General features: G+C 34.0%; 23 protein-coding genes. 13 read left to right on the top strand and 10 right to left on the bottom strand.

All coding sequences use genetic code 11. The features are described from left to right. Positions 1 to 39: 39 nt before the first annotated feature. From MKS83_RS09280 to MKS83_RS09245, 8 genes are all read left to right on the top strand, one after another. Complete coding sequence (locus MKS83_RS09280; protein ID WP_240582927.1) at positions 40 to 459, top strand: DUF2147 domain-containing protein; 420 nt, start codon at positions 40 to 42, stop codon at positions 457 to 459. Positions 460 to 569: 110 nt separating this feature from the next. Then, on the top strand, positions 570 to 1,550 hold the full coding sequence (locus tag MKS83_RS09275; RefSeq protein ID WP_240582926.1) for a pyruvate dehydrogenase complex E1 component subunit beta: 981 nt from the start codon (positions 570 to 572) through the stop codon (positions 1,548 to 1,550). Positions 1,551 to 1,659: 109 nt separating this feature from the next. Continuing rightward, positions 1,660 to 3,657, top strand: coding sequence for a KUP/HAK/KT family potassium transporter (locus MKS83_RS09270; protein WP_240582925.1), 1,998 nt, complete (start codon positions 1,660 to 1,662; stop codon positions 3,655 to 3,657). 67 nt (positions 3,658 to 3,724) lie between these two features. Then, a complete protein-coding gene (locus tag MKS83_RS09265) occupies positions 3,725 to 4,198 on the top strand; it encodes a Fur family transcriptional regulator (RefSeq protein ID WP_100376579.1) in 474 nt (157 codons plus the stop codon). A 3-nt stretch (positions 4,199 to 4,201) separates the two neighbouring features. After that, entirely contained in the window at positions 4,202 to 5,941 is a 1,740-nt protein-coding gene (locus tag MKS83_RS09260) for an OstA-like protein (protein ID WP_240582924.1), read from the top strand. 99 nt (positions 5,942 to 6,040) lie between these two features. Then, a complete protein-coding gene (locus MKS83_RS09255; RefSeq protein ID WP_240583177.1) occupies positions 6,041 to 7,216 on the top strand; it encodes an aspartate aminotransferase family protein in 1,176 nt (391 codons plus the stop codon). A 167-nt stretch (positions 7,217 to 7,383) separates the two neighbouring features. Continuing rightward, positions 7,384 to 7,770: an START-like domain-containing protein gene (locus MKS83_RS09250; protein WP_240582923.1), complete on the top strand. Its 387-nt coding sequence runs from the start codon at positions 7,384 to 7,386 to the stop codon at positions 7,768 to 7,770. Positions 7,771 to 7,847: 77 nt separating this feature from the next. Next, positions 7,848 to 8,657, top strand: coding sequence for an aminotransferase class IV (locus tag MKS83_RS09245; RefSeq protein ID WP_240582922.1), 810 nt, complete (start codon positions 7,848 to 7,850; stop codon positions 8,655 to 8,657). A 77-nt stretch (positions 8,658 to 8,734) separates the two neighbouring features. Here the strand turns inward: MKS83_RS09245 and MKS83_RS09240 are convergent, their stop codons facing one another. Continuing rightward, positions 8,735 to 9,322, bottom strand: a complete 588-nt coding sequence (locus MKS83_RS09240) for an N-acetylmuramoyl-L-alanine amidase (protein ID WP_240582921.1) — start codon at positions 9,320 to 9,322, stop codon at positions 8,735 to 8,737. Positions 9,323 to 9,421: 99 nt separating this feature from the next. Then, positions 9,422 to 9,970 carry a YqgE/AlgH family protein gene (locus MKS83_RS09235; RefSeq protein WP_240582920.1) on the bottom strand — a complete coding sequence of 183 codons (549 nt, stop codon included), beginning with the start codon at positions 9,968 to 9,970 and terminating at the stop codon, positions 9,422 to 9,424. A gap of 23 nt (positions 9,971 to 9,993) precedes the next feature. Between MKS83_RS09235 and pdxH the strand changes: the two genes are divergently transcribed. Continuing rightward, positions 9,994 to 10,635, top strand: coding sequence for a pyridoxamine 5'-phosphate oxidase (pdxH, locus tag MKS83_RS09230; protein ID WP_240582919.1), 642 nt, complete (start codon positions 9,994 to 9,996; stop codon positions 10,633 to 10,635). A 158-nt stretch (positions 10,636 to 10,793) separates the two neighbouring features. On the opposite strand, the gene MKS83_RS09225 is transcribed toward pdxH, so the two are convergent. Beyond that, positions 10,794 to 11,084, bottom strand: a complete 291-nt coding sequence (locus MKS83_RS09225) for an HU family DNA-binding protein (protein ID WP_027379880.1) — start codon at positions 11,082 to 11,084, stop codon at positions 10,794 to 10,796. Positions 11,085 to 11,483: 399 nt separating this feature from the next. Here MKS83_RS09225 and panD point away from each other — a divergent pair, with 399 nt between their 5' ends. Together panD and MKS83_RS09215 are read left to right on the top strand one after the other, a co-directional pair. Beyond that, on the top strand, positions 11,484 to 11,834 hold the full coding sequence (gene panD / locus MKS83_RS09220) for an aspartate 1-decarboxylase (protein ID WP_039366628.1): 351 nt from the start codon (positions 11,484 to 11,486) through the stop codon (positions 11,832 to 11,834). A gap of 4 nt (positions 11,835 to 11,838) precedes the next feature. After that, complete coding sequence (locus MKS83_RS09215; RefSeq protein ID WP_240582918.1) at positions 11,839 to 12,864, top strand: lysylphosphatidylglycerol synthase transmembrane domain-containing protein; 1,026 nt, start codon at positions 11,839 to 11,841, stop codon at positions 12,862 to 12,864. Positions 12,865 to 12,925: 61 nt separating this feature from the next. On the opposite strand, the gene MKS83_RS09210 is transcribed toward MKS83_RS09215, so the two are convergent. The 7 genes from MKS83_RS09210 to MKS83_RS09180 form a co-directional block, all read right to left on the bottom strand. Beyond that, a complete protein-coding gene (locus MKS83_RS09210; RefSeq protein WP_240582917.1) occupies positions 12,926 to 13,588 on the bottom strand; it encodes a hypothetical protein in 663 nt (220 codons plus the stop codon). 183 nt (positions 13,589 to 13,771) lie between these two features. Next, entirely contained in the window at positions 13,772 to 14,224 is a 453-nt protein-coding gene (locus MKS83_RS09205) for a GNAT family N-acetyltransferase (protein ID WP_240582916.1), read from the bottom strand. Between the two features lie 264 nt (positions 14,225 to 14,488). Continuing rightward, positions 14,489 to 14,626, bottom strand: coding sequence for a nickel-binding protein (locus MKS83_RS09200; RefSeq protein ID WP_240582915.1), 138 nt, complete (start codon positions 14,624 to 14,626; stop codon positions 14,489 to 14,491). A 299-nt stretch (positions 14,627 to 14,925) separates the two neighbouring features. Beyond that, positions 14,926 to 15,615: a hypothetical protein gene (locus MKS83_RS09195; RefSeq protein WP_240582914.1), complete on the bottom strand. Its 690-nt coding sequence runs from the start codon at positions 15,613 to 15,615 to the stop codon at positions 14,926 to 14,928. A gap of 111 nt (positions 15,616 to 15,726) precedes the next feature. Continuing rightward, a complete protein-coding gene (locus MKS83_RS09190; protein ID WP_240582913.1) occupies positions 15,727 to 16,113 on the bottom strand; it encodes a tetratricopeptide repeat protein in 387 nt (128 codons plus the stop codon). Between the two features lie 37 nt (positions 16,114 to 16,150). After that, positions 16,151 to 16,990, bottom strand: a complete 840-nt coding sequence (locus MKS83_RS09185) for a prolyl oligopeptidase family serine peptidase (RefSeq protein ID WP_240582912.1) — start codon at positions 16,988 to 16,990, stop codon at positions 16,151 to 16,153. Positions 16,991 to 17,080: 90 nt separating this feature from the next. Continuing rightward, on the bottom strand, positions 17,081 to 19,099 hold the full coding sequence (locus MKS83_RS09180) for a M3 family metallopeptidase (RefSeq protein WP_240582911.1): 2,019 nt from the start codon (positions 19,097 to 19,099) through the stop codon (positions 17,081 to 17,083). A gap of 203 nt (positions 19,100 to 19,302) precedes the next feature. Here MKS83_RS09180 and MKS83_RS09175 point away from each other — a divergent pair, with 203 nt between their 5' ends. Continuing rightward, entirely contained in the window at positions 19,303 to 19,836 is a 534-nt protein-coding gene (locus MKS83_RS09175; RefSeq protein WP_240582910.1) for an SRPBCC family protein, read from the top strand. Positions 19,837 to 19,910: 74 nt separating this feature from the next. Further along, positions 19,911 to 20,360: a hypothetical protein gene (locus MKS83_RS09170; protein WP_100376562.1), complete on the top strand. Its 450-nt coding sequence runs from the start codon at positions 19,911 to 19,913 to the stop codon at positions 20,358 to 20,360. The last annotated feature ends 75 nt before the right edge of the window (positions 20,361 to 20,435 follow it).

Raw genomic sequence — 20,435 nt, 5'->3', positions numbered from 1 at the left:
GACAACAAAAATGATTTATCGAAATTAAACTATAAAAATATGAAGAAACTATTATTAACATTCGTACTTTCACTATTTGGCGTAATGTCTTTTGCACAAATCGAAGGTAAATGGAAAACAGTAGATGATGAAACAAAACAAGTTAAATCTATTGTAGAAATCTTTAAAAAATCTGATGGCAAGTATTATGGAAAAGTTTCCCAATTGCTTATCAAACCTGCAGATCCCAATTGTACAGGATGTAAAGATGACAGAAAAGGAAAGCCTATTTTAGGGATGGAAATTATCAGAGGTCTGGTAAAAGACGGTGAAGAATTCTCAGGAGGAACGATCACAGATCCTAAAACCGGTAAAACGTATAAATGTACCATTAAAAGAAATGGAGATCAGCTGAACGTAAGAGGTTATATAGGATTATCTTTAATAGGAAGAACACAAACCTGGTCTAAAGTAAATTAATCAGATTTTAAATAAAATCAATAAACGGCATTTCATATAAATGAGATGTCGTTTTTGTTATGTGTATAATAAAAAAACACTATTTTTGTACTCTAATTTTTCAAAAAAATATGGCAGAATATACTTTTCGTGAGGTAATTGCACAGGCAATGAGCGAGGAAATGCGTAAAGACGAATCTATTTACTTGATGGGGGAGGAAGTTGCGGAATATAATGGTGCGTATAAGGCTTCAAAAGGAATGTTGGATGAATTTGGTCCTAAAAGAATTATAGATACTCCAATTGCAGAGCTTGGTTTTGCAGGGATTTCGGTAGGAGCTGCAATGAATGGTAACAGACCGATTGTAGAGTTTATGACATTCAATTTCTCTTTAGTGGGGATTGATCAGATTATCAATAATGCTGCAAAAATTCGTCAGATGAGTGGAGGACAGTGGAACTGCCCAATTGTTTTCCGTGGTCCGACTGCTTCAGCAGGTCAATTAGGAGCGACTCACTCTCAGGCTTTTGAAAGCTGGTATGCCAATTGTCCGGGGTTAAAAGTAGTAGTCCCTTCAAACCCTTACGACGCAAAAGGATTATTGAAAACGGCTATTCAGGATAATGATCCGGTAATCTTCATGGAATCTGAACAGATGTACGGAGATAAAATGGAAATTCCGGAAGAAGAATATTATTTACCAATAGGAAAAGCGGATATTAAAAAAGAAGGAAAAGATGTTACACTAGTTTCTTTCGGGAAAATCATGAAACTGGCTATTCAGGCGGCTGAAGACTTAGCAAAAGAAGGTATTTCTGTAGAAGTTATTGATTTAAGAACGGTTCGTCCTTTGGATTTCGATACTATTTTGGCGTCTGTTAAAAAAACAAACAGATTGGTTATTTTAGAAGAAGCTTGGCCGTTTGCTTCAATTTCTTCTGAAATTACTTATATGGTACAGCAAAAAGCATTTGATTATCTAGATGCTCCAATCAAGAGAATTACTACTCCTGATGCTCCTGCACCATATTCTGCTGCATTATTTGCAGAATGGTTCCCTAAGCTTGAAAAAGTAAAAGAGGAAATTAAAAAAGCGATGTACGTTAAATAATTATAGAGAAAAACTTCCGAAAGGAAGTTTTTTCATTTATTATATTCATGAAGAATTATTCTTGAGGTCATAAAATTAATATAAATTTGCGCTTTTAAAATTAGCTGATATGTCAGAAGTTACAGAAGGCGGTCACCATTTTGACCTTAAAAAACTTTCATTTGTAGGAGTTCTTGTTTCTCTGGGAATAGTTTTCGGAGATATAGGAACCTCACCGCTTTATGTAATGAAAGCAATTGTTAATGCAAGAGGCCAGGGAAGTACTATGCCTTTTAATGAATATATTGAAGGTGCTCTTTCATGTATTATCTGGACATTAACACTCCAGACTACCGTAAAATATGTAATTATTGCTTTAAGAGCTGATAATAAAGGAGAAGGGGGGATTTTAGCATTATTTTCTTTAGTAAAAAATCTTAAAAAAGGCTGGCTCTATCTTATAGCAATTGTAGGAGCTGCGGCACTTATTGCCGATGGTGTTATAACACCTTCACTTACTGTGATGTCTGCAATTGAAGGTCTTGAAATATACAATCCACATACTCCTGTAGTGCCTATTACTATTGGTATTCTGATTGTTATATTTGTTGTTCAGCAGTTCGGAACAAGCTTTATAGGTAAGTTTTTTGGGCCAATTATGGTGGTCTGGTTTTTGGTGCTTGGTGGATTGGGAGTTTCTCATTTAAGAGAAAACTTTGAAATTTTAAGATCATTCAATCCTTACTATGCTTATAAGCTCATTGTAAACTCACCAAGTGCTATAGTGATTCTAGGCGCGGTTTTTCTTTGTACAACAGGAGCAGAAGCTTTATACTCGGATCTTGGACACTGCGGGGCAAAAAACATCCGAGTAAGCTGGGGATTCGTTAAAATCATGCTGATTTTAAATTATCTTGGACAGGGAGCTTGGTTGTTGACAAATTATCAAAACCCAGGATTCTCTACTACAATAAATCCTTTCTTTGGAATTATGCCGCCTTGGGCAGTTTTGCCAGGGGTAATTTTGGCAACGGCTGCTGCAATTATTGCCAGTCAGGCTTTAATTACAGGATCTTTTACCATCTTTTCCGAAGCAATGGCACTTAATTTATGGCCTAATCAAAAAATTGATTATCCTTCAGGAGTAAAAGGACAAATGTATATTCCAAGAATCAATTGGGGACTTTTGTTATTCTGCATTATTGTAGTGCTTCATTTTAAAGAATCAGGAAAAATGGAAGCAGCTTATGGTCTTTCCATTACAGTGACCATGCTCATGACAACAGTACTTCTTGTATTCTGGTTACTGAAACACAGAATCAATAAGTTATTGATCCTTCTTTTTGCTTTCGTGTATTTGGCGATAGAGCTTGGGTTCTTCAGCGCGAATATTATCAAATTCATGGAAGGAGGTTGGATTACTGTAGTATTAGCCGGATCGATAGGAGTTTGTATGTATGCATGGTACAACGGAAGATCCATAAAGACTCAGTTTATTCAGTTTGTAAAGCTGGAGAATTATACTCCAATTATTAAAGATATGAAGCTGGATGAAACGATTCCTAAATATGCTACTAACTTAGCTTATCTGAGCAGGGCGAAAAGAAGTGATGAAGTTGAATCGAAAATCATCTATTCAATCATAAAAAAACAGCCAAAGAGAGCGGATCATTATTTTATCCTTACCATTACCAATCAGGAGGATCCGTTTACCTTTAAATATACTGTGGATGAGATTTTGCCAGGTACCATTTATAAGATCAATTTCCTTTTAGGATTTAAGGTGGACCGCAGAATAAATGACTATTTTAGCATGGTTCTAAAAGATTTGATGGCAGACGGAACGATACCTTCACGAAGCAGTCATCCTTCTTTAAGATCATATAATATTCCACCGGATTTGAAATACGTAATTATAGATAACTCCTATATCAACGATATACTTTTGACTGTTAAACAGAAGATTATCCTTAATATTTACAACTTTGTGAAGTATATAGGAAGCGATGATTTCAAAGCATGGGGAGTGACATCACACAACGTGGTGGTGGAATCTGCGCCGATTACGGAACTAACAGTTTATGATCATAAAATAGAACAGGCTGGGTTTTTAAGACACAATAGTTAGACTTCTTTAACAGTTCCTTCTGATATTAATTAAATAAAAATCAATAAATTTGTAGATAATTTTTTTGATGGATACTTTACAAAAAGAAAAAAATATAACTTTAATTAAGGATGTTTTAAGAAACTATTTATTAGAGAAAGGTTTCAGAAATACGCCTGAAAGATATACTATATTAGAAGAAATCTATAATATGGATCACCACTTTAATGTGGATGATCTGTATTTACTGATGCTTCAGAAAAAATATCACGTATCTAAAGCTACAATTTATAATACAATTGAGATTTTCCTTGATGCAGGACTGATCCGTAAACATCAGTTTGGTGAAAAAACATTAACTTCTTCTTCTTACGAAAAGTCTTATTTTGATAAGCAGCATGATCATTTGGTCATTTATAAAAAAGATTCCGATAAGGAGATTGAAGAAATTATCGAGTTTTGCGACCCTAGAATTCAGGGAATTAAAGAGGCTATTGAAGAAGCTTTTGGCGTAAAAATTGATTCTCATTCGCTATATTTTTATGGCACTAAGAATGACTAATCAATGAGATATATTCTTTTTCTGTTATTTTTCGTTTCTACATTCTCTTTTGCACAGGATAAAAAAACTGTGCAGATGGATCCTTATATACAGCCTAAAGCTAGCGCTGCGCAACAACCGGTTCGTCCTGAAGATAAGGTGAGAATTAAAAATGCTGATGAATTTAAGAAAGACACCAAATATGAGGGAAACCAATATATGGTTGGGCATGTGATTATTGAACATCAGGGTTCGGTTTTAACTGCTGATGAAGTGGTTCTTTATAATGAGAGAAGCTTAGTAAAAGCTTTTGGAAATGTAAAGCTTGTGAATGCAGATGGCTCCGTAATTTCGGCCAAAGAAATGGAGTACAATGGTACCACCCAAAAAGGTGTTGCCAAACAAAATGTTGTGCTTACGGACCCAAAAGGAACTGTTATCACAACGGAAACGATGTATTATGACAGACTTACCAATCAGGCATATTATAATACGGGAGGTACTATTAATGACGGCAAGAGCACAACCTATTCCAAGTCGGCAACCTATTTTTTAACAACTCGTACTATTGATCTTACAGGAAGAGTGAAAATTGTAGATCGTGACTATACATTGGAAGGTGATAATGTTGTTCAGAATCAAAATACCAATATTGTTACAATTAATGGCTATACTACCATTACCAATAATAAAAATCCTAAAAACAGAATCATTACTGAAAAAGGAACTCATAACATGAATACCAAAGAATCTTTTCTGACGAAAAATTCAAGGGTATATTATAATGATAAGATTCTTACCGGTGATGAAATGTATTACAATCAGCTTACCGGTTTTGGAAAAGCGACGGGAAATGTAACATTGGATGATCCTAATGAAAGAAGATGGATAAAGGGAGGATATGGAGAAATTTTTGAAAAGAAAGATTCTGCAATGATGACGAAAAATCCATATGCAGTAAAAGCGATGGAAAAAGATTCTCTATATTTTGCATCGGAAAAAATAATCTCTTATCAAAGACCGGATTCTATAGATCCGAAGGTAAAGAAAAGCTTTATAAGAGCGTTTAAAAAAGCCAGGTTTTATAAATCAAATGCACAAGGAAGGGCTGATTCCATTGCTTTTAATGAGACAGACGGAGTTATGCATATGTATACAGCACCTATTCTTTGGAGTGGAGAGAAACAGGTGACCGGAGATAAAGTGGAAGCCTATTTCAATACTCAAAATGAAAATATTGATTCACTAAAAGTAATAGGAAATGCTTTGGCCATCAGTAAAGTAGATTCTCTGACTCTGAAAGATGAATTCAATCAGGTGAAAGGAAAATTTATGACAGTCCATTATGAGAATAATGAGATTAAAGAAGCATCGGTAATCGGCAATGCTCAGGCAATTGCTTATACAGACGATACTAATAAAGAAACTAAAAAAACAGAAAGAATAGGGATTACTCTGTCTTCTTGTGGTATTATCAGTACTTTGTTTTCAGAAAGAGAGTTGCATATTATTTCATGTAGTATTGGAGCTGCTTCTGAAACATATCCCATGAGTATGATAGAACCTGAAAAGAGAAAGTTTCAGGACTTCAACTGGAATACGAAAGACCGGATTAGGAAATGGCAGGATATTCTCGTCGATACTCCGAATTATGAAGAGATAAAGTATACCTCAGATAATGAGCTTTATGATAAGGCACAGCAAGCCATAGAGGCGGAAAGAGCAAAAGAAGAAGCCAAAAAGCCGAAAAGAGTAAGAAAATAATATAAAGACCAGTGTTTTAAGCTGGTCTTTTTTATTTAGATTAATTTCAGGGTTTAACGAATGTTTTATAGCTTTGCTGAAATTTTTCTTATAATGGAAATGCAAAAAGATTTTTTTACATACCAGGCTCAAACAACACGGTTTGCGGCGGGTTTTGAAGTTGAAAAAGCAGTGGGGAGCTATATTTATGGAACCGACGGAAAAAAATATTTAGATTTTGTAGCAGGAGTTTCGGCTAATACTTTAGGTCATTCACATCCAAAAGTCGTAGAGGCAATTAAAGAGCAGGCAGAAAAATATCTTCATGTCATGGTATATGGGGAATATGCACAGGAGAAACCGGTTGCTTTATGTAAATTATTGGCAGAAGCCACCCCGGATCCGCTAGAAATTACCTATCTAGTGAACAGTGGAGCAGAGGCGATTGATGGAAGTTTAAAACTTGCCAAAAGATATACAGGAAGAGAAGAAATCGTATCATTTAAAAATTCTTATCACGGAAATACACATGGAGCACTGAGTGTTTCGGGAAATGAAACTCATAAGAGAGAATTCCGTCCTTTGTTACCAATGGTTTCCTTCATTGAATTTAATAATGAAGAAGACTTTATTAAAATTACTGAAAAAACAGCTTGTGTAATTTTAGAAACCGTTCAGGGAGCAGCTGGTTTTTTGGTTCCCAATGATGATTATTTGATAAAGCTGAAAAAAAGATGTGAAGAAGTAGGAGCTTTATTGATTCTTGATGAAATTCAGCCTGGGTTCGGAAGAACAGGAAAGTTATTCTCTTTTGAGCATTTCGGAATTGTTCCCGATATTTTGGTGATGGGGAAAGGAATGGGAGGAGGAGTTCCGGTAGGAGCCTTTATGAGTTCTAGAGAAATTATGGAGACTTTGGCTCACTCTCCAAAATTAGGTCATATCACCACCTTTGGAGGAAATCCTTTAATTGCCGCATCCAGTTATGCTACGTTAAAAGAAGTCTTGGAAAGCGGATTGATGAATGAAGTAGAGGAAAAAGAAAAACTATTCAGGGAATTGTTGGTTCATCCTAAAATTCAAAATATCAACGGGAAAGGACTGATGCTTGCTGTAAACCTAGGTTCTCCGGATTACACCTTGGATGTTGCTAAGAAATGTATGGAAAAAGGATTGATTGTTTTCTGGCAATTGTACAGAAACGAATATTTAAGAATTTCTCCACCGTTAACGATTTCTCTGGATGAAATCAGAGAGGGATGCCAAATTATTTTGGATGTTTTAAATGAAAATTAATAGAGAAAACGCTTCAACTTTTGAAGCGTTTTTTCATGAAAACAGAGTTAAACAACTATTTAAAAATCTCTGATAAATATCATGAAGATTATGTAAAAAAGTAAATACATTTTTGTGTAATCAAAAAATTAATTTATATATTGCGTCACGATTAAAACAAAGATTATATGGCGAAACATAAAGTCCATTATGAATTTCCAATGCATTGTCTGTCAGAGATTTTATATGAATATCTTGCCACTGCAGAAGGATTATCTGAATGGTTTGCGGATGAGGTAACAGAGAAGGGTGATGATTTCTTTTTCAGCTGGGGGGGAGGTCCTGCTGAGAAAGCCACTTTAATCAGATATAAGCCTGAAGGTTTCGTTCGTTTCAGATGGGAAGAAGATGAAGGAACCAAAAACTTCTTTGAAATGACGATCGTAATTGATGATATTACTGAAGACCTGGCTCTGAATATTACCGACTTCTGCGAAGATGGAGATGAAGATGAAAATGCAATGTACTGGGAAAATCTGATAGAGAATCTAAGAATAAAATTAGGTGCTGCATAATGCAGTATGAACCAAATAACAAAACTGATGAACGATTTATCGTTCATTATTTTTTTATAACATAATCACTATAAAAATTGGAAAATCAATATTTTACTTCAGGAGAAATACCTGTGAAAAATAGAGCGTTTCTTGCAGGAGATGCAGTGAAGGTTTCTTTCTTTGTGAGAGATGCTAAACTTATAATGGATGAAGAATGTTATTTTTTCTTAATGGCATCCATGAGAAAGATGAGAATGAATATTCCTTTAACGTATACTTTGGAATTTTTCCAGTCTCTTTTTCAAAAAGAAATTATTAACCAGAAGGGAATACAGAACGGGATCATCAACTTTCAGGTGTTCAGAAATAATGACGGAATTACGCTATCTAAATCTAGCATATCTTACTTCTACGATGTTACAGAGACAGATGATGTTTTAGCCGTTAATAAGAGACCTTTGGAATTGGATCTGATTAAGGAAATCAACGTCAATAATAATCTCTTAAGCAATATCAGAGTACATTCTCCGGAAAATATCTATGGCGAAATTTATGCCCAGGAAAATGATCTGGATGATGTTATTCTTTTGAATCCCAATAAAAGAATTGCACGTACCACATCGGGGAATCTTTTGTTTTTGGAAGGAAATGTTATTAAAGTTCCGAAACAGACGGAAGGAGCTTACATTTCTCCATTAATGGAAAATTTCGTTACTTTCTTGCATAAAAATAACCTTGCAGATATTCAGGAACACGAGATTATCGCCTTTGAATCTCAGAAAGCCGAAGAGATTTTAATGATTTCCGAAGAAAAAGGTATATTTTCTGTAGGTAAAATAAGAAATAAGACTTTTGAAGTTTCCCGATTTTTAGAATGGGTGGAAAGCTGGAAAGAAAGTTTTTAAAATTGACAAACCCGGTAAACAACAAAGTCCCAAAGTCCTTTACCGGGTTTTATTCTGAATACTTCAGAAATTGTTTTTTATTTAGATTCGTTGATGACCTCAACAAATTTTTGTACGATTTCTCTTTGACCTTCTCTGCTGGTTATATAAGCCCTGTCTTTTGAATTATTGATAAACCCAAGCTCTACCAATACAGTCGGAGATTTGCTTTCTCTTAGTATATGAAGATTGCGTTCGCCTATTACTTTACTGGAAGTGAATTTTTGAGATATTCTTTCAGCGAGTATTCTTGAAGGGTCCGAATTTTGAAAATAGATTTCCTGTCCTTGCTGTGTGGATTCCTTTTGCGGGCTTCCGTTCACATGCAAAGAGATTACCATTTCAGGAGTCAGCTTATTAATTAAGTCAGTTCTTTCTTTAAGTTGGCTGTTGGTATCAGAATCTCTGGTTAAAACCACCTCATATCTATCCTGAGAATCAATAATCGTTTTGATTTCTTTAGCGATGGTAAGTGTGATTTCTTTTTCAGATTGTCCGTTAAGATTAACTCCCATGTCATTTCCGCCATGTCCGGGATCTATGACAATATATTTTTTATTGACAGGAGTAAAAGATAAAAATACTGTAGAAAAAAGAGATACAACAAGTAGTTTAGTTCCTTTCATACTGTTATTTTTGATTTATCAAATAACGGCAATTCTTTCCTAAAAATTGGTTAAAACAATCTTAAAGTTTGTTAAATCACTAATTATAGAAAAAGAAGTTTAATTTAAAGAAATATCTTCAGGTGAGTTCGCCCAAAGTAAATATTCTCCCCCTAGATTTTGCATGATCGATTTCCAAAGAGTCTGGTCATTGGGTAACGTATAATCAAGATTGTAAATATCTACCACCGTCCAAAGTTTTTTGAGAACCTCATTATCCAATTGCTGGGCGGTCCATCCGGAATATCCCGAAAATATTTTTATATCTTCGATCTTTAATTCATTACTGAGAATAGCACTCATGATGTTTTCAATATCTTCGGTAAGGTAAAACTCATCCGTTATTTCAGAATATACTTCCGTTACTTTTTTTCCTTTTACAATGAAGAAAACTTTATCATTTTCTACAGGTCCGCCGTCATAAACTTCAATCGGAAAATCAAAAAGACTTTTAAATTTACCGCTCATCTGGTTATTTTTTTTATTCAGAATCAACCCAAATGCACCATTTTCGTTATGCTCAATAATAAGGACTACTGATCTTGAAAAAATGTCACCGGAAATATCAGGTGTGGAAATTAATATTTTACCTTTGTAAGAGTAATTCATACTCAAATTTAATAAAAATATTTATGGAAAACCTGCACCATAAGAGAAAAGTGTACGATAAATCCCAACTTATTGAAAGTGAGATTAAATCAAATCCTATCGAGCAATTCAGAGACTGGTATCTGGAAGCAAGTGAAACTCCAAGTATTTCTGAAGCCAATGCTATGGCGGTTTCTACAGTGGAAGAAGACGGATGCCCGCGTACAAGAATGGTTTTGCTGAAGTCATATACCTACGAAGGGTTTATTTTTTATACAAACTATGACAGTAAAAAAGGAAAAGCAATAGAAAGAACGCATAAAGCCTGTCTTCATTTTTTCTGGCCGGGCTTGGAAAGGCAGATTATTATTAAAGCTGAACTGGAAAAAATTGCAGAAAACCTTAGTGACGGGTATTTTCATTCAAGACCTAAAGGAAGTCAGCTTGGAGCAGTAGTTTCTCCACAAAGTCAGGAAATTCCGAACAGGGAGTTTTTGGAAGAAAAATTGAAGGATTTGGAAACAAAATACCAAAATACTGAAGTTCCAAGACCTGAAAACTGGGGAGGTTATATTGCGAGACCTTATGAAATAGAATTCTGGCAGGGAAGGCCTAATAGACTTCATGACAGAATTGTTTATACTTTGGAGGATTTGGATTGGAAAATAGCAAGATTAGCTCCGTAAAGTTGTAATCTAAAGATGCTTCGGCTTCGCTCAGTATGACATTCTACCTGTTTGTAAGTTAAATTAGTATTTGTCATACTGAACGATGTGAAGCATCTCAGTATATAAAAAAAAGGCTGTTTCAATCGAAACAGCCCTTGATCTTTTAATCTGAATGATTATTTTTTCTTAGCACCAGAAACTGCATTAGATAAGTCAGCTCCAGCTTTAAACTTAGCAACCTTCTTAGCAGCAATTTTGATTGGTTTTTTAGTTGCAGGGTTGATACCTTGTCTAGCAGCTCTTTCAGCTACAGAGAATGTTCCGAAACCTACTAAAGAAACTTTTCCGTCTTTTTTCTTTAGAGTAGAAGTTACATTACCGATGAATGATTCTAAAGCAGCTTTTGCTGCAACTTTAGTAATTCCTGCATCTTTTGCGATTGCGTCGATTAATTCAGACTTGTTCATAATTTTTAATATTAAAGTTAGTTCGTTATTATAGCAAATATAATACTATTTTCTAATTGTGCAATTTTTTTATTAAATATTGTGCAATTTTTTTGAAATTCAATGAAAATGATTAAAATATCATAATTTAACATTTCACGAAAAATCTACGTTAGCCGTTACTAAAATCATGCCAATTGCTTATGTATATTGACTTTAGCAAAAATGGTATTTTATTTTATGTATTTATTAAATCCTAAATTTAAGATAAAGTCTCAATGTTTTTGAGAATATGTTTGAATATTTGCTAATTAAAATTCAAAAAAAATATTTTTTTTAAAATTAAACTCCTGTATATCTGTTAGTTTTAAAATCATTTTAAAAGGCTGTTTTCTGAATTTTTATTAATAAATTTGCATCATGTTAATAGAAGTTTTTAAGTCTAAGATTCACAGGGTAAGAGTTACGGCTTCAGACCTTAATTATATTGGAAGTATTACGATAGATGAAGAGCTTATTGAAGCTGCCGGATTGGTAGTGGGTGAAAGAGTGTATATCGTGAATGTGAATAACGGAGAGCGTTTCGATACGTATGTTATTAAAGGAAAAAGAAAATCAGGTGAAGTTTGTCTGAACGGTCCTGCCGCAAGAAAAGTACAAAAAGACGATATCATCATTATTATTGCCTATGCGCAAATGACTCCCGAAGAAGCTAAAGATTTTCAGCCGAAAATTGTTTTCCCGGACGAGAAAACCAATCTTTTGACGTAATCTGATGGAGAAAAAAGTAAAAAATCCTTTAAAATCAATACTCACCATGGTAATTTCGCTTGCGATTGCAGGCTTTTTTTTGTGGCTGGCTCTTAAAGATTTTGATTATATATCTTTTAAAAAATCGATTTCCAAAGCAAACTACTGGTGGGTTTTATTTGCCGCCTGCTTTGGAATTGCCGCCTATTGGTTCAGAGCAATCCGTTGGAACCTGATGCTGGAACCTATGGGACACCAGATTTCAAATTCCAATTCATTGTGGTCCATTTCGTTTGGGTATTTAATGAACCTTACGATCCCGAGAAGTGGGGAAGTGGCAAGAGCAACTGCTTTATATGGTGTGGAAAAAGTACCTGTCGATCAGTCTTTTGGGACCATTATCCTTGAAAGAGTGGTGGACTTGGTTTGTATGCTCGCTTTTTTAGCATTGACTTTGATATTTAAGGGAGATGTAATTCTGTCTTTCTACAAAAGCTCAGGAATAGATATTAATCCCGGTAAGATTATACTTGTTTTGGGAGTTTTAATTGCAGGAGCTGCCTTGTTTTTTGTTTTTAAAAAACGATTGGCAAATGTTCCGGTTCTGGATAAGATTATCAGATTCATTGATGGAATTATAGAAGGTTTAACCTCAATTTTTAAGTTGAGACAAAAAGGAAAATTTATCCTTTACACCATAGGAATCTGGATTTCTTATTATTTTGCGGCATTTCTTGTATGTTTTGCACTTCCGGAAACCTCAAACTTCACTTTCGATGATGGCTTTTTGATTCTCGTAGTAGGAACATTCGGGATGATCATCCCTGCAAGTGGCGGAATTGGTGCTTTTAACCTGGCTATGAAATATGGTTTTATGGCTTTGTTCATTTCAATGGGAAAAAGCGGACAATTGGGAGGAGAAGTAGGATTAACCTATTCTTTTATTTCTTTACCGTTACAGATTATTATTATGTTGGTAATGGGACTTATTTCTATTCCTATGTTGGCAAAAGCAAGAAATAAAGTAGTTGTTGAAAAAGAGTTTAAATAAAACTTACTTATTTAGTTTAGATATAATTGACCGGGAGAGAGTTTTTCTTCCGGTCATTTTTTTAGACATCTGTAATCTGAATAATAGAACCCTTGTAAAATTTAGTTGAGTCATACAGCTCAGAGAAATTGTCAAATAATATAATTCCTTTGGTATTTAAATCTTCTGTAAAACCCGTATGGTTTATTTTTTCTTTAAATACGGATTGGGCCGATTCGTAAATTGAAGGATGCTGTGATTTTAAATAGTCAGTCAAAATACGTTTCTCACTATCGTCTTCAAGAGCAAAGCTTGTGTAGAAAAGAGCATAGAGTAAAAACTTATTAAATTTTTCTGCATCCGAAAGATACTGAAGATGAGTTTGATTTACTTTTTCATAATCATTGAGAATGCTGTCAAATGTTTGGGAAAGATCAGATGGAATTTCATGAAACAAATCAATCCCATTGATGTACAGTTGGGTTTTTACTTCGTCATTATTCAGATTTCCATTGACTGAAGCTGAATTATATTGAAACTTAAACCAGTCAAAGAGCTGTCGAAGCTCTTCAGGACTAAGGGTTTCGATAGAATCCTGTAATTTATTTTTAATAACCTCAAGGTTTGTTTTTTTATCCTCATTTAGAAAGCGTAAAACATCATCTTCTTCATTGCACAGCTTATTATATAAATTAATTTTGGCAACAAGAGGATTGGTTTTTAGAAAGTAAAGTTCTTCTGCCATATTTTATTAATAATTTAAATTGCTGTTGCTTATTTAAAGATACGAATTATGATGATAGCTTTTTAGCTTTTACATTCTGTTTTTCTAATCTAAAATACAAATATTATTAATTTTCTTAGACTATATCATTCGTGTTTTTATTATGTTTTACATAATTGTGAAACTGAAATCTGTAATTTATAACTATTTGTTACTTTTATAAACGTTTGGATTATACAATTCCATATAGATTTCCGGGTTAGGTATTTTTTCAAATCCATATTTTTCATATAACCAATCAGCTGTGGATGTTAACAATATCCATCTTCTTAGTCCTTGTAAATTGGGATGAGACATAATAAAATCCATTAGTTTTTTGGAGATGCCTTTTCCGCGATAATCGTTAAGAAGATAAACATCTCCCAGATAGGCAATGGTTGAAAAGTCTGAAATTATTCTTGCAAATCCAATTTGACGGTTGTCATGAAAAACACCAAAATTAAGTGAGTTTTGAATAGATAATTCAACTTTCTCAATGGGAATACCATTGCTCCATCCGGAATGATTTGATAAAAAATCATGAATTGCAAGAATGTCCATTTTATTTTTATCGGTGGAGAAGTGATATTCGCCAAAATTAAATTCAATATTTTCCATTCGCTAAATTATTTGTTTTTACTGACTTAATCATATACTGTGTTTTAATGATTGTTTTACAGTTATAATAGTTTTCTATGAACTAAAATAGAGAAAAATCAATGCAAAAAATAGTTAAAATAAAAGTTTTTCAAATAGTATAACGGATGAATATCAAAAAATAGCATCTGATTAAGATTTCCTTACAGTTTATCTCAATCAAATGCTAGACTTTGCTTATAAACTGTCTGCTAAAATTAAATGTTGGATAACAATGTTTAATTTTTATTCAGCAGTTGTAGGATCGATGACGGCGACAACTTCACTTACAGAGTTGGCAGGAAATCCTCCTTGTCTTGCGTGTTCCCGAATCATTTCTTCGTTTGGCGCGATGTAGACACAATAGATTTTATCACCTGTCACATAACTTTGTAACCATTGAATTTGTGAACCCTTTTACTAAGTACCCCACAAGAGGTTTGTGAGATCCCTTTTAATTGTTCGCCAGTTAATTTACCAGCTTCGGGAATTTCCCGTTCAATGACGTACTTGGGCATGATCAAAAAATTTAGTTTCTGCTTGTTTTTACTTTCAAGTATTATCAAGGTTGTTGGATGAGCTCTAAACTTCTTTACTATGTATAAATATACGACTTTTTCTAAAAATACTGATAAGATAATTTTCCTTTAACTGTTGCTTTTTTCAGGTAATAATAGATTTTGCTATTTGTTAAAACCTGTAAGCTTTATTACTTCCGGTTTGAAATCTATTTCCCGGATAGCCTTATCAATTGAAGCTCTTGCGATCGATAAAGGATGCTGAGGAAACTCTGTGTCGTATTCTTCTCGCTCGGATTTGTTCATCAGAGTTCCTTCTTTAAATACAGGATCGTAGGGATCTTCAAACCAGTTCTTAAGTCCGTTTTCATCAAAAGATACCTTACCGTTTTCAAGAAATCTATTCAAAACAAAAGCATCTCTAATTCCTGTGGTTCCGATTTCTACGGCTTGGGTTTTAATTACAAAACTGCAATTTTCAAAAGGAATTGTTACGGCTGTGAGATAAGTCATTCCGCCTTCCTGTTGAGGAACTTTAAAAATGGTTTTTACACTTGGAAAATTCTGCAGATCGAAAGCAGATACCTCAATAAGTCCGCCACCAGAAGCAGCAATCGATTGTCGGTAAAAATCTCTCAAGGAATTAACATCTTTTATAGTAGGCAAATCCGGAGGAATATTAAAGAAATAAAGTGAAATCAATGCGTTTTCTTCCGGATTTACCCAAACAATCCGGGAATCGTTTTCTTCTACTTTATTCCATCCAAAATTGGGAATGGTAACGGATTGGATGGTAACAGGGATTATGGTTGCCGGTTGCTCAGCGGGTTTGCTTTTCTTGAAAAAATGGAACATAGTTGGCTATCGTTTTTTATTAAAATTATATTCGTTCTCTTGATGGGTTGATTAACTTTTCCACGGATAAGAGTGATAAGAGACTGGTAAGATGATTTAAAGATCAATACACTAATGCGATTGTGGATCAAAATAGGCTTTAAAAGTCAGCGGATCTTCTTCTTTATCCTCTGCAATTTCAAGATATTCGTGGTATTCTTCCGCATGCATTCCCATACCAACCATGACAATAGCGAGATTGATGTAAAGATTTTTATCTTCAGAACCTAATTTTAATGCTTGTTTTAAACAATACATGGCTTTTTCATTTTCTCCCAGATCAGAATAAATAGTTCCCAGATTAATTAAAGCCACTGTATTTTCAGGCTCGATTTGTAAAATTTCTTCCAATTCTTTGAGTAAAAGATCGCTGATCTCATCCCAATATTCTTCTTCGTTGTCCCATCTTTTGGCTTGGAGTTTTTTTATGTTCTCTAATCTTTTTGTTATATTGTTCATGTTGTAAAATTACAGAATTACCAATATTTATTTTCTTTTACCTGTGTTTTTCAAATAACCATTTGGGAATTTCATCCGTTATCAAAAATGGAATTACAATATTGTTATGATTAAGATTTGTAAAAGTGGTGAAAATCAATTTTTTGTTGGATGAAAGTTTGTCATACAATTCAACACTTCCGATATATGGGTTTTCATCATCATTTTTGCCGTGAATTAACCAGATGTTTTTTTCTTTAATTTTATTAAGATTTGACAAATCAGGAACAGCGGCAACAGAAACAACTGCTGCGAATGTATTGGGTTGTAAATTCATAAGATTTTGAGATGTTGAACCTCCCATTGAATAACCAATCAGGTAGATTCTGTTTTTATCAATATTAGGATATTCTTTTTCAAGATCTTTAATCAAATTCAACAAAGCAGAAACTTCATTTGATGGTTTTGAAATTTGAACGCCTTCTTCATTGATTTCGTAATTTGTGGAGCGTTTGTTAAATTGTGGCGCTACAACATAACATGGGTATTTTTCATAAATTTCATCTCGTAGCCATATTTTTGCGAAGGGTTCAAGTTGGTTTTCATTATCGTTTCCGATTCTTGTAGAATTATGAAATGTAATAACCAATGGGAATTTTTTGTCTTTTTGGTTGTTTTTAGGAGTTAGAAGTCTGTAAGGGATTTTAATGTCATTTTCTAAAAAAATTTTCTTTTGAAAACTACTGGTATTTAAACTATTTAATAATTTTCTATTGTTTAAAAATGTGAGACTGTCAACTGTTGTGTCGCGAAATTCTTTCTTTTGTCCAAAAGTTTGATTTATTGTGATTATCAATAAAAGGAGTATCAGATTATGTTCAATTTTTCTTTTATGCATAGTGTTTTTGAGATTTTAGTGAACTTGAATTATCAAGAAATATAAAAATGCAAAAAAAGCTCTTGAAATATCAAAAGCTTTTTTAAAAATTTATCCAAACGCTCTCTTCAGTAAACTCTCCACTTTCGGCTCGCTTCCTCTGAAGTTCTTATATAATTCCATAGGATCTTTGGTACCGCCGGAAGAAAGCAGGACTTTGTATTTTGCTGCAATTTCAGGATTGAAAATTCCGTTTTCTTTAAAATACTGGAAAGCATCGGCATCCAGAACTTCCGCCCATTTGTAAGAATAATATCCTGCAGAATAGCCACCCTGGAAGATATGGGAAAAACTAGTGCTCATTGCGGTTTCAGGGTTTGTAGGATACAATTGCGTCGCTTTCGTGTACTCATCTTCAAACTCTTTTACGGTTTCATTCTCCAACTCTGCAACTTTTGTATGATAGTTCATATCCAATAATCCGAAACCAATTTGTCTCAAAGTCTGATAACCTTCCATGAAGTTTTTTGAATGCTCAATTTTCTCGATTTTTTCATCAGGAAGAGTTTCTCCTGTTTTATAATGTTTTGCGAATGTTTTTAAGAACTCAGGTTCATAACAGAAGTTTTCCAGGAACTGAGAAGGTAATTCCACAAAATCCCATTTCACAGAAGTTCCGGAAAGAGTAGGGTACTGCGTATTTGCCAGCATTCCGTGAAGCGCATGACCAAATTCATGGAATAGAGTGGTTACTTCCTGAAATGTTAATAAACTTGGGGTGTCTTTCGTAGGTTTGCTGAAATTACAAACGATAGAAATATGTGGACGTGAATTTTCTCCATCTTTTTTGTACTGATTTTTATAACTTGTCATCCAGGCTCCCGCTCTTTTGCCTTTTCTCGGGAAATAGTCTACATACAGTAAAGATTTATAATCACCATTTTCTTTTACCTCATACACTTTTACGTCTTTGTGATACTTCGGAATATCATTTCTTTCCTCAAAAGTAAGCCCGAAAAGTTGTTTTGATAATCTGAAAACAGCTTCCTGAACTTGTTCTAATGGGAAATAAGGTTTTAATTCCTCATCATTTAAATCATATTTTGCTTTACGAAGCTTTTCTGCATAGAAAGCGTGGTCATACGATTGCATCTCTTCAATTCCATCTGCTTTTGCCAAAGATTTTAATTCCTCAATTTCTTTGTCTGCATAAGGTTTTGCTTTTACCAATAATTCATTTAAAAAGTCAATAACTTTTGATGGGGATTTAGCCATTCTTTCCTCCAAAACATATTCTGCATAATTACTATACCCTAATAATTCAGCTTTTTGCTGTTTTAAACTAAGAAGTTCTTTAATTAGATTCTGATTATCGAATTCGCCACCGTCAAAAGATTTTTTACCATTAGCCAATGCGATTTCCTTTCTCAGTTCGCGGTTTTCCGCATAGGTCATAAAAGGAATATAGCTTGGATATTGCAAGGTTACCACCCAGCCTTCCAGATTTCTTTCTTTAGCTTCTTCAGCATATTGTTCCAAAATAGCATCAGGAATTCCAGCCAAATCTTCTTTATTCGTGATATGTTTGAAATAATTATTCGTTGAAGCCAGTACATTTTGCCCGAATTGCAGCGATTTTAAAGATAAATCCATGCTGATTTTCTTTAATTTCTCCTTGTTTTCTTCATTCAATAGAGCTCCGCTTCTTACAAAACCTTTATACGTTTCATTTAAAAGCATTTGCTGTTCTTCATTTAGGTTGTATTTTTCTTTCTCATCGTAAACTTTTTTAATTTTATTAAACAAAGCTTCGTTTTGAGAGATTTTTGAAGAATATTCCGTTAAAATCGGGGAAACTTCCTGTGCGACTTGCTGTAGTTCATCACTCGTTTCAGCAGAATTCAGATTGAAAAATATATTGGAAACCACATCCAGCTGTTCACCAGAATAGGCCAATGCTTCAATGACGTTTGTAAAAGTCGGTTCTTCAGGATTATTGACAATAGCATTGATCTCTTCTTCAGATTTTTGAATTAATTCCTTAAAAGCCGGGAGATAATCTTCGTTTTTGATAGCATTGAACGGTGCGGAATGATATGGTGTGTTAAAACGTTCTGTTAAAATATTCATTTTTTGATTTTTAATAATTGTAAATGTAAGGAATCATAGTGATTCGTGAGGGAATTGCTCAAAAATGATGCCCGAGTGAAAAGATGTGACAAAATTGTTTATCTTTATTAATCTTGTCATAGGCGAAGTTAAAATGAAGGTGGAATGACTACTTTTGGCAACAGCTTTACGTTTGGAAATTTTAACTTTAAATAAATTAGACTATGAAAACGATCTTAAAAATTCTTGGTGTACTTATCCTTCTGATTGTTGTGTATGCTGTGATTGCCATACTGGCTTTCGGCAAAAACTATCATTATGAAAAATCTATCGTTATTAATGCTCCCAAAGAAAAAGTATGGGAACAGGTAAGTTCTATGAAAGCTTTTAACCAATGGAATCCTTGGCTTAAACTTGATAAAAGTATGACACTTAATTATACAGGAAATGCTGGAGAAGTAGGAGATAAGTATTGTTGGGACAGTCAGAATAAAGATGCCGGAGCAGGCTGCCAGGAAATTAAAGAATTGATTCCGAATCAAAAGCAGAAAACGGAAATGATCTTTAAAAAACCATTCGAAGGTCAGGCTACTTCAGATATTATTTTAACACCTGAAGGCAATTCTACAAAAGTAACCTGGAGTATGGATACCGAACAGGATCCTATGATGAAAATAATGAGACCTATGATGGATTATCAGATGGGTAAATCTTATGGAGAAGGGTTGGATAATCTGAAGAAATTGGTAGAAAAATAAAATCAAAAGCCTTGTAGAAAATTTTACAAGGCTTTTTTATATAAAAATATTATCTTTATATAAAGATTCGATGTATGGAGAAGATAGTATTTGAAAAAAATGACATAAGAAATTATGTGAAAAGCGTGATTGCTGAAAAGATTGAGAAGCTTAAAAACTTCATTGAATTTACCCAGGAAGCAAGTCGCGATATCAAAAAAACTCCGAAATATGACAGTATGAGAGAAGAAATGCAGGAGGAAATCTACCAGATGCAAAGACAGCTTGGAGCTTTGAATGATTTGAGAAGAAATATGGCGAAGGTTTTAACAAATTCTACTGAACGTATACAGCTGGGTTCTCTGGTAATTACCAATAAAGCCCGTTTTTATATTTCGGTTTCACTGGGTGAGTTTTTCTTTGAGGGTGATCGTTTTTATGCGATTTCCCCGGAAAGTCCGATGGCTAAAAAAATGATGGGGATGAAATCCGGTGATGATTTTACATTAAATAAAATCCATCAGGAGATCGTTGAGGTTTTATAATGGTTCCTCACTGTCATTCTGAGTGGAGCGAAGCGTAAAGAAGAATCTGTTGTTATTGCTGAGGTTCTTCCTTCG

This window comes from Chryseobacterium sp. Y16C, from assembly GCF_022488405.1.
GTDB classification, from domain to species: Bacteria; Bacteroidota; Bacteroidia; order Flavobacteriales; family Weeksellaceae; genus Chryseobacterium; species Chryseobacterium geocarposphaerae.
The sequence above is the reverse complement of the archived record's forward strand: the minus strand, read 5'-3'. Positions and strand labels throughout refer to the sequence as shown.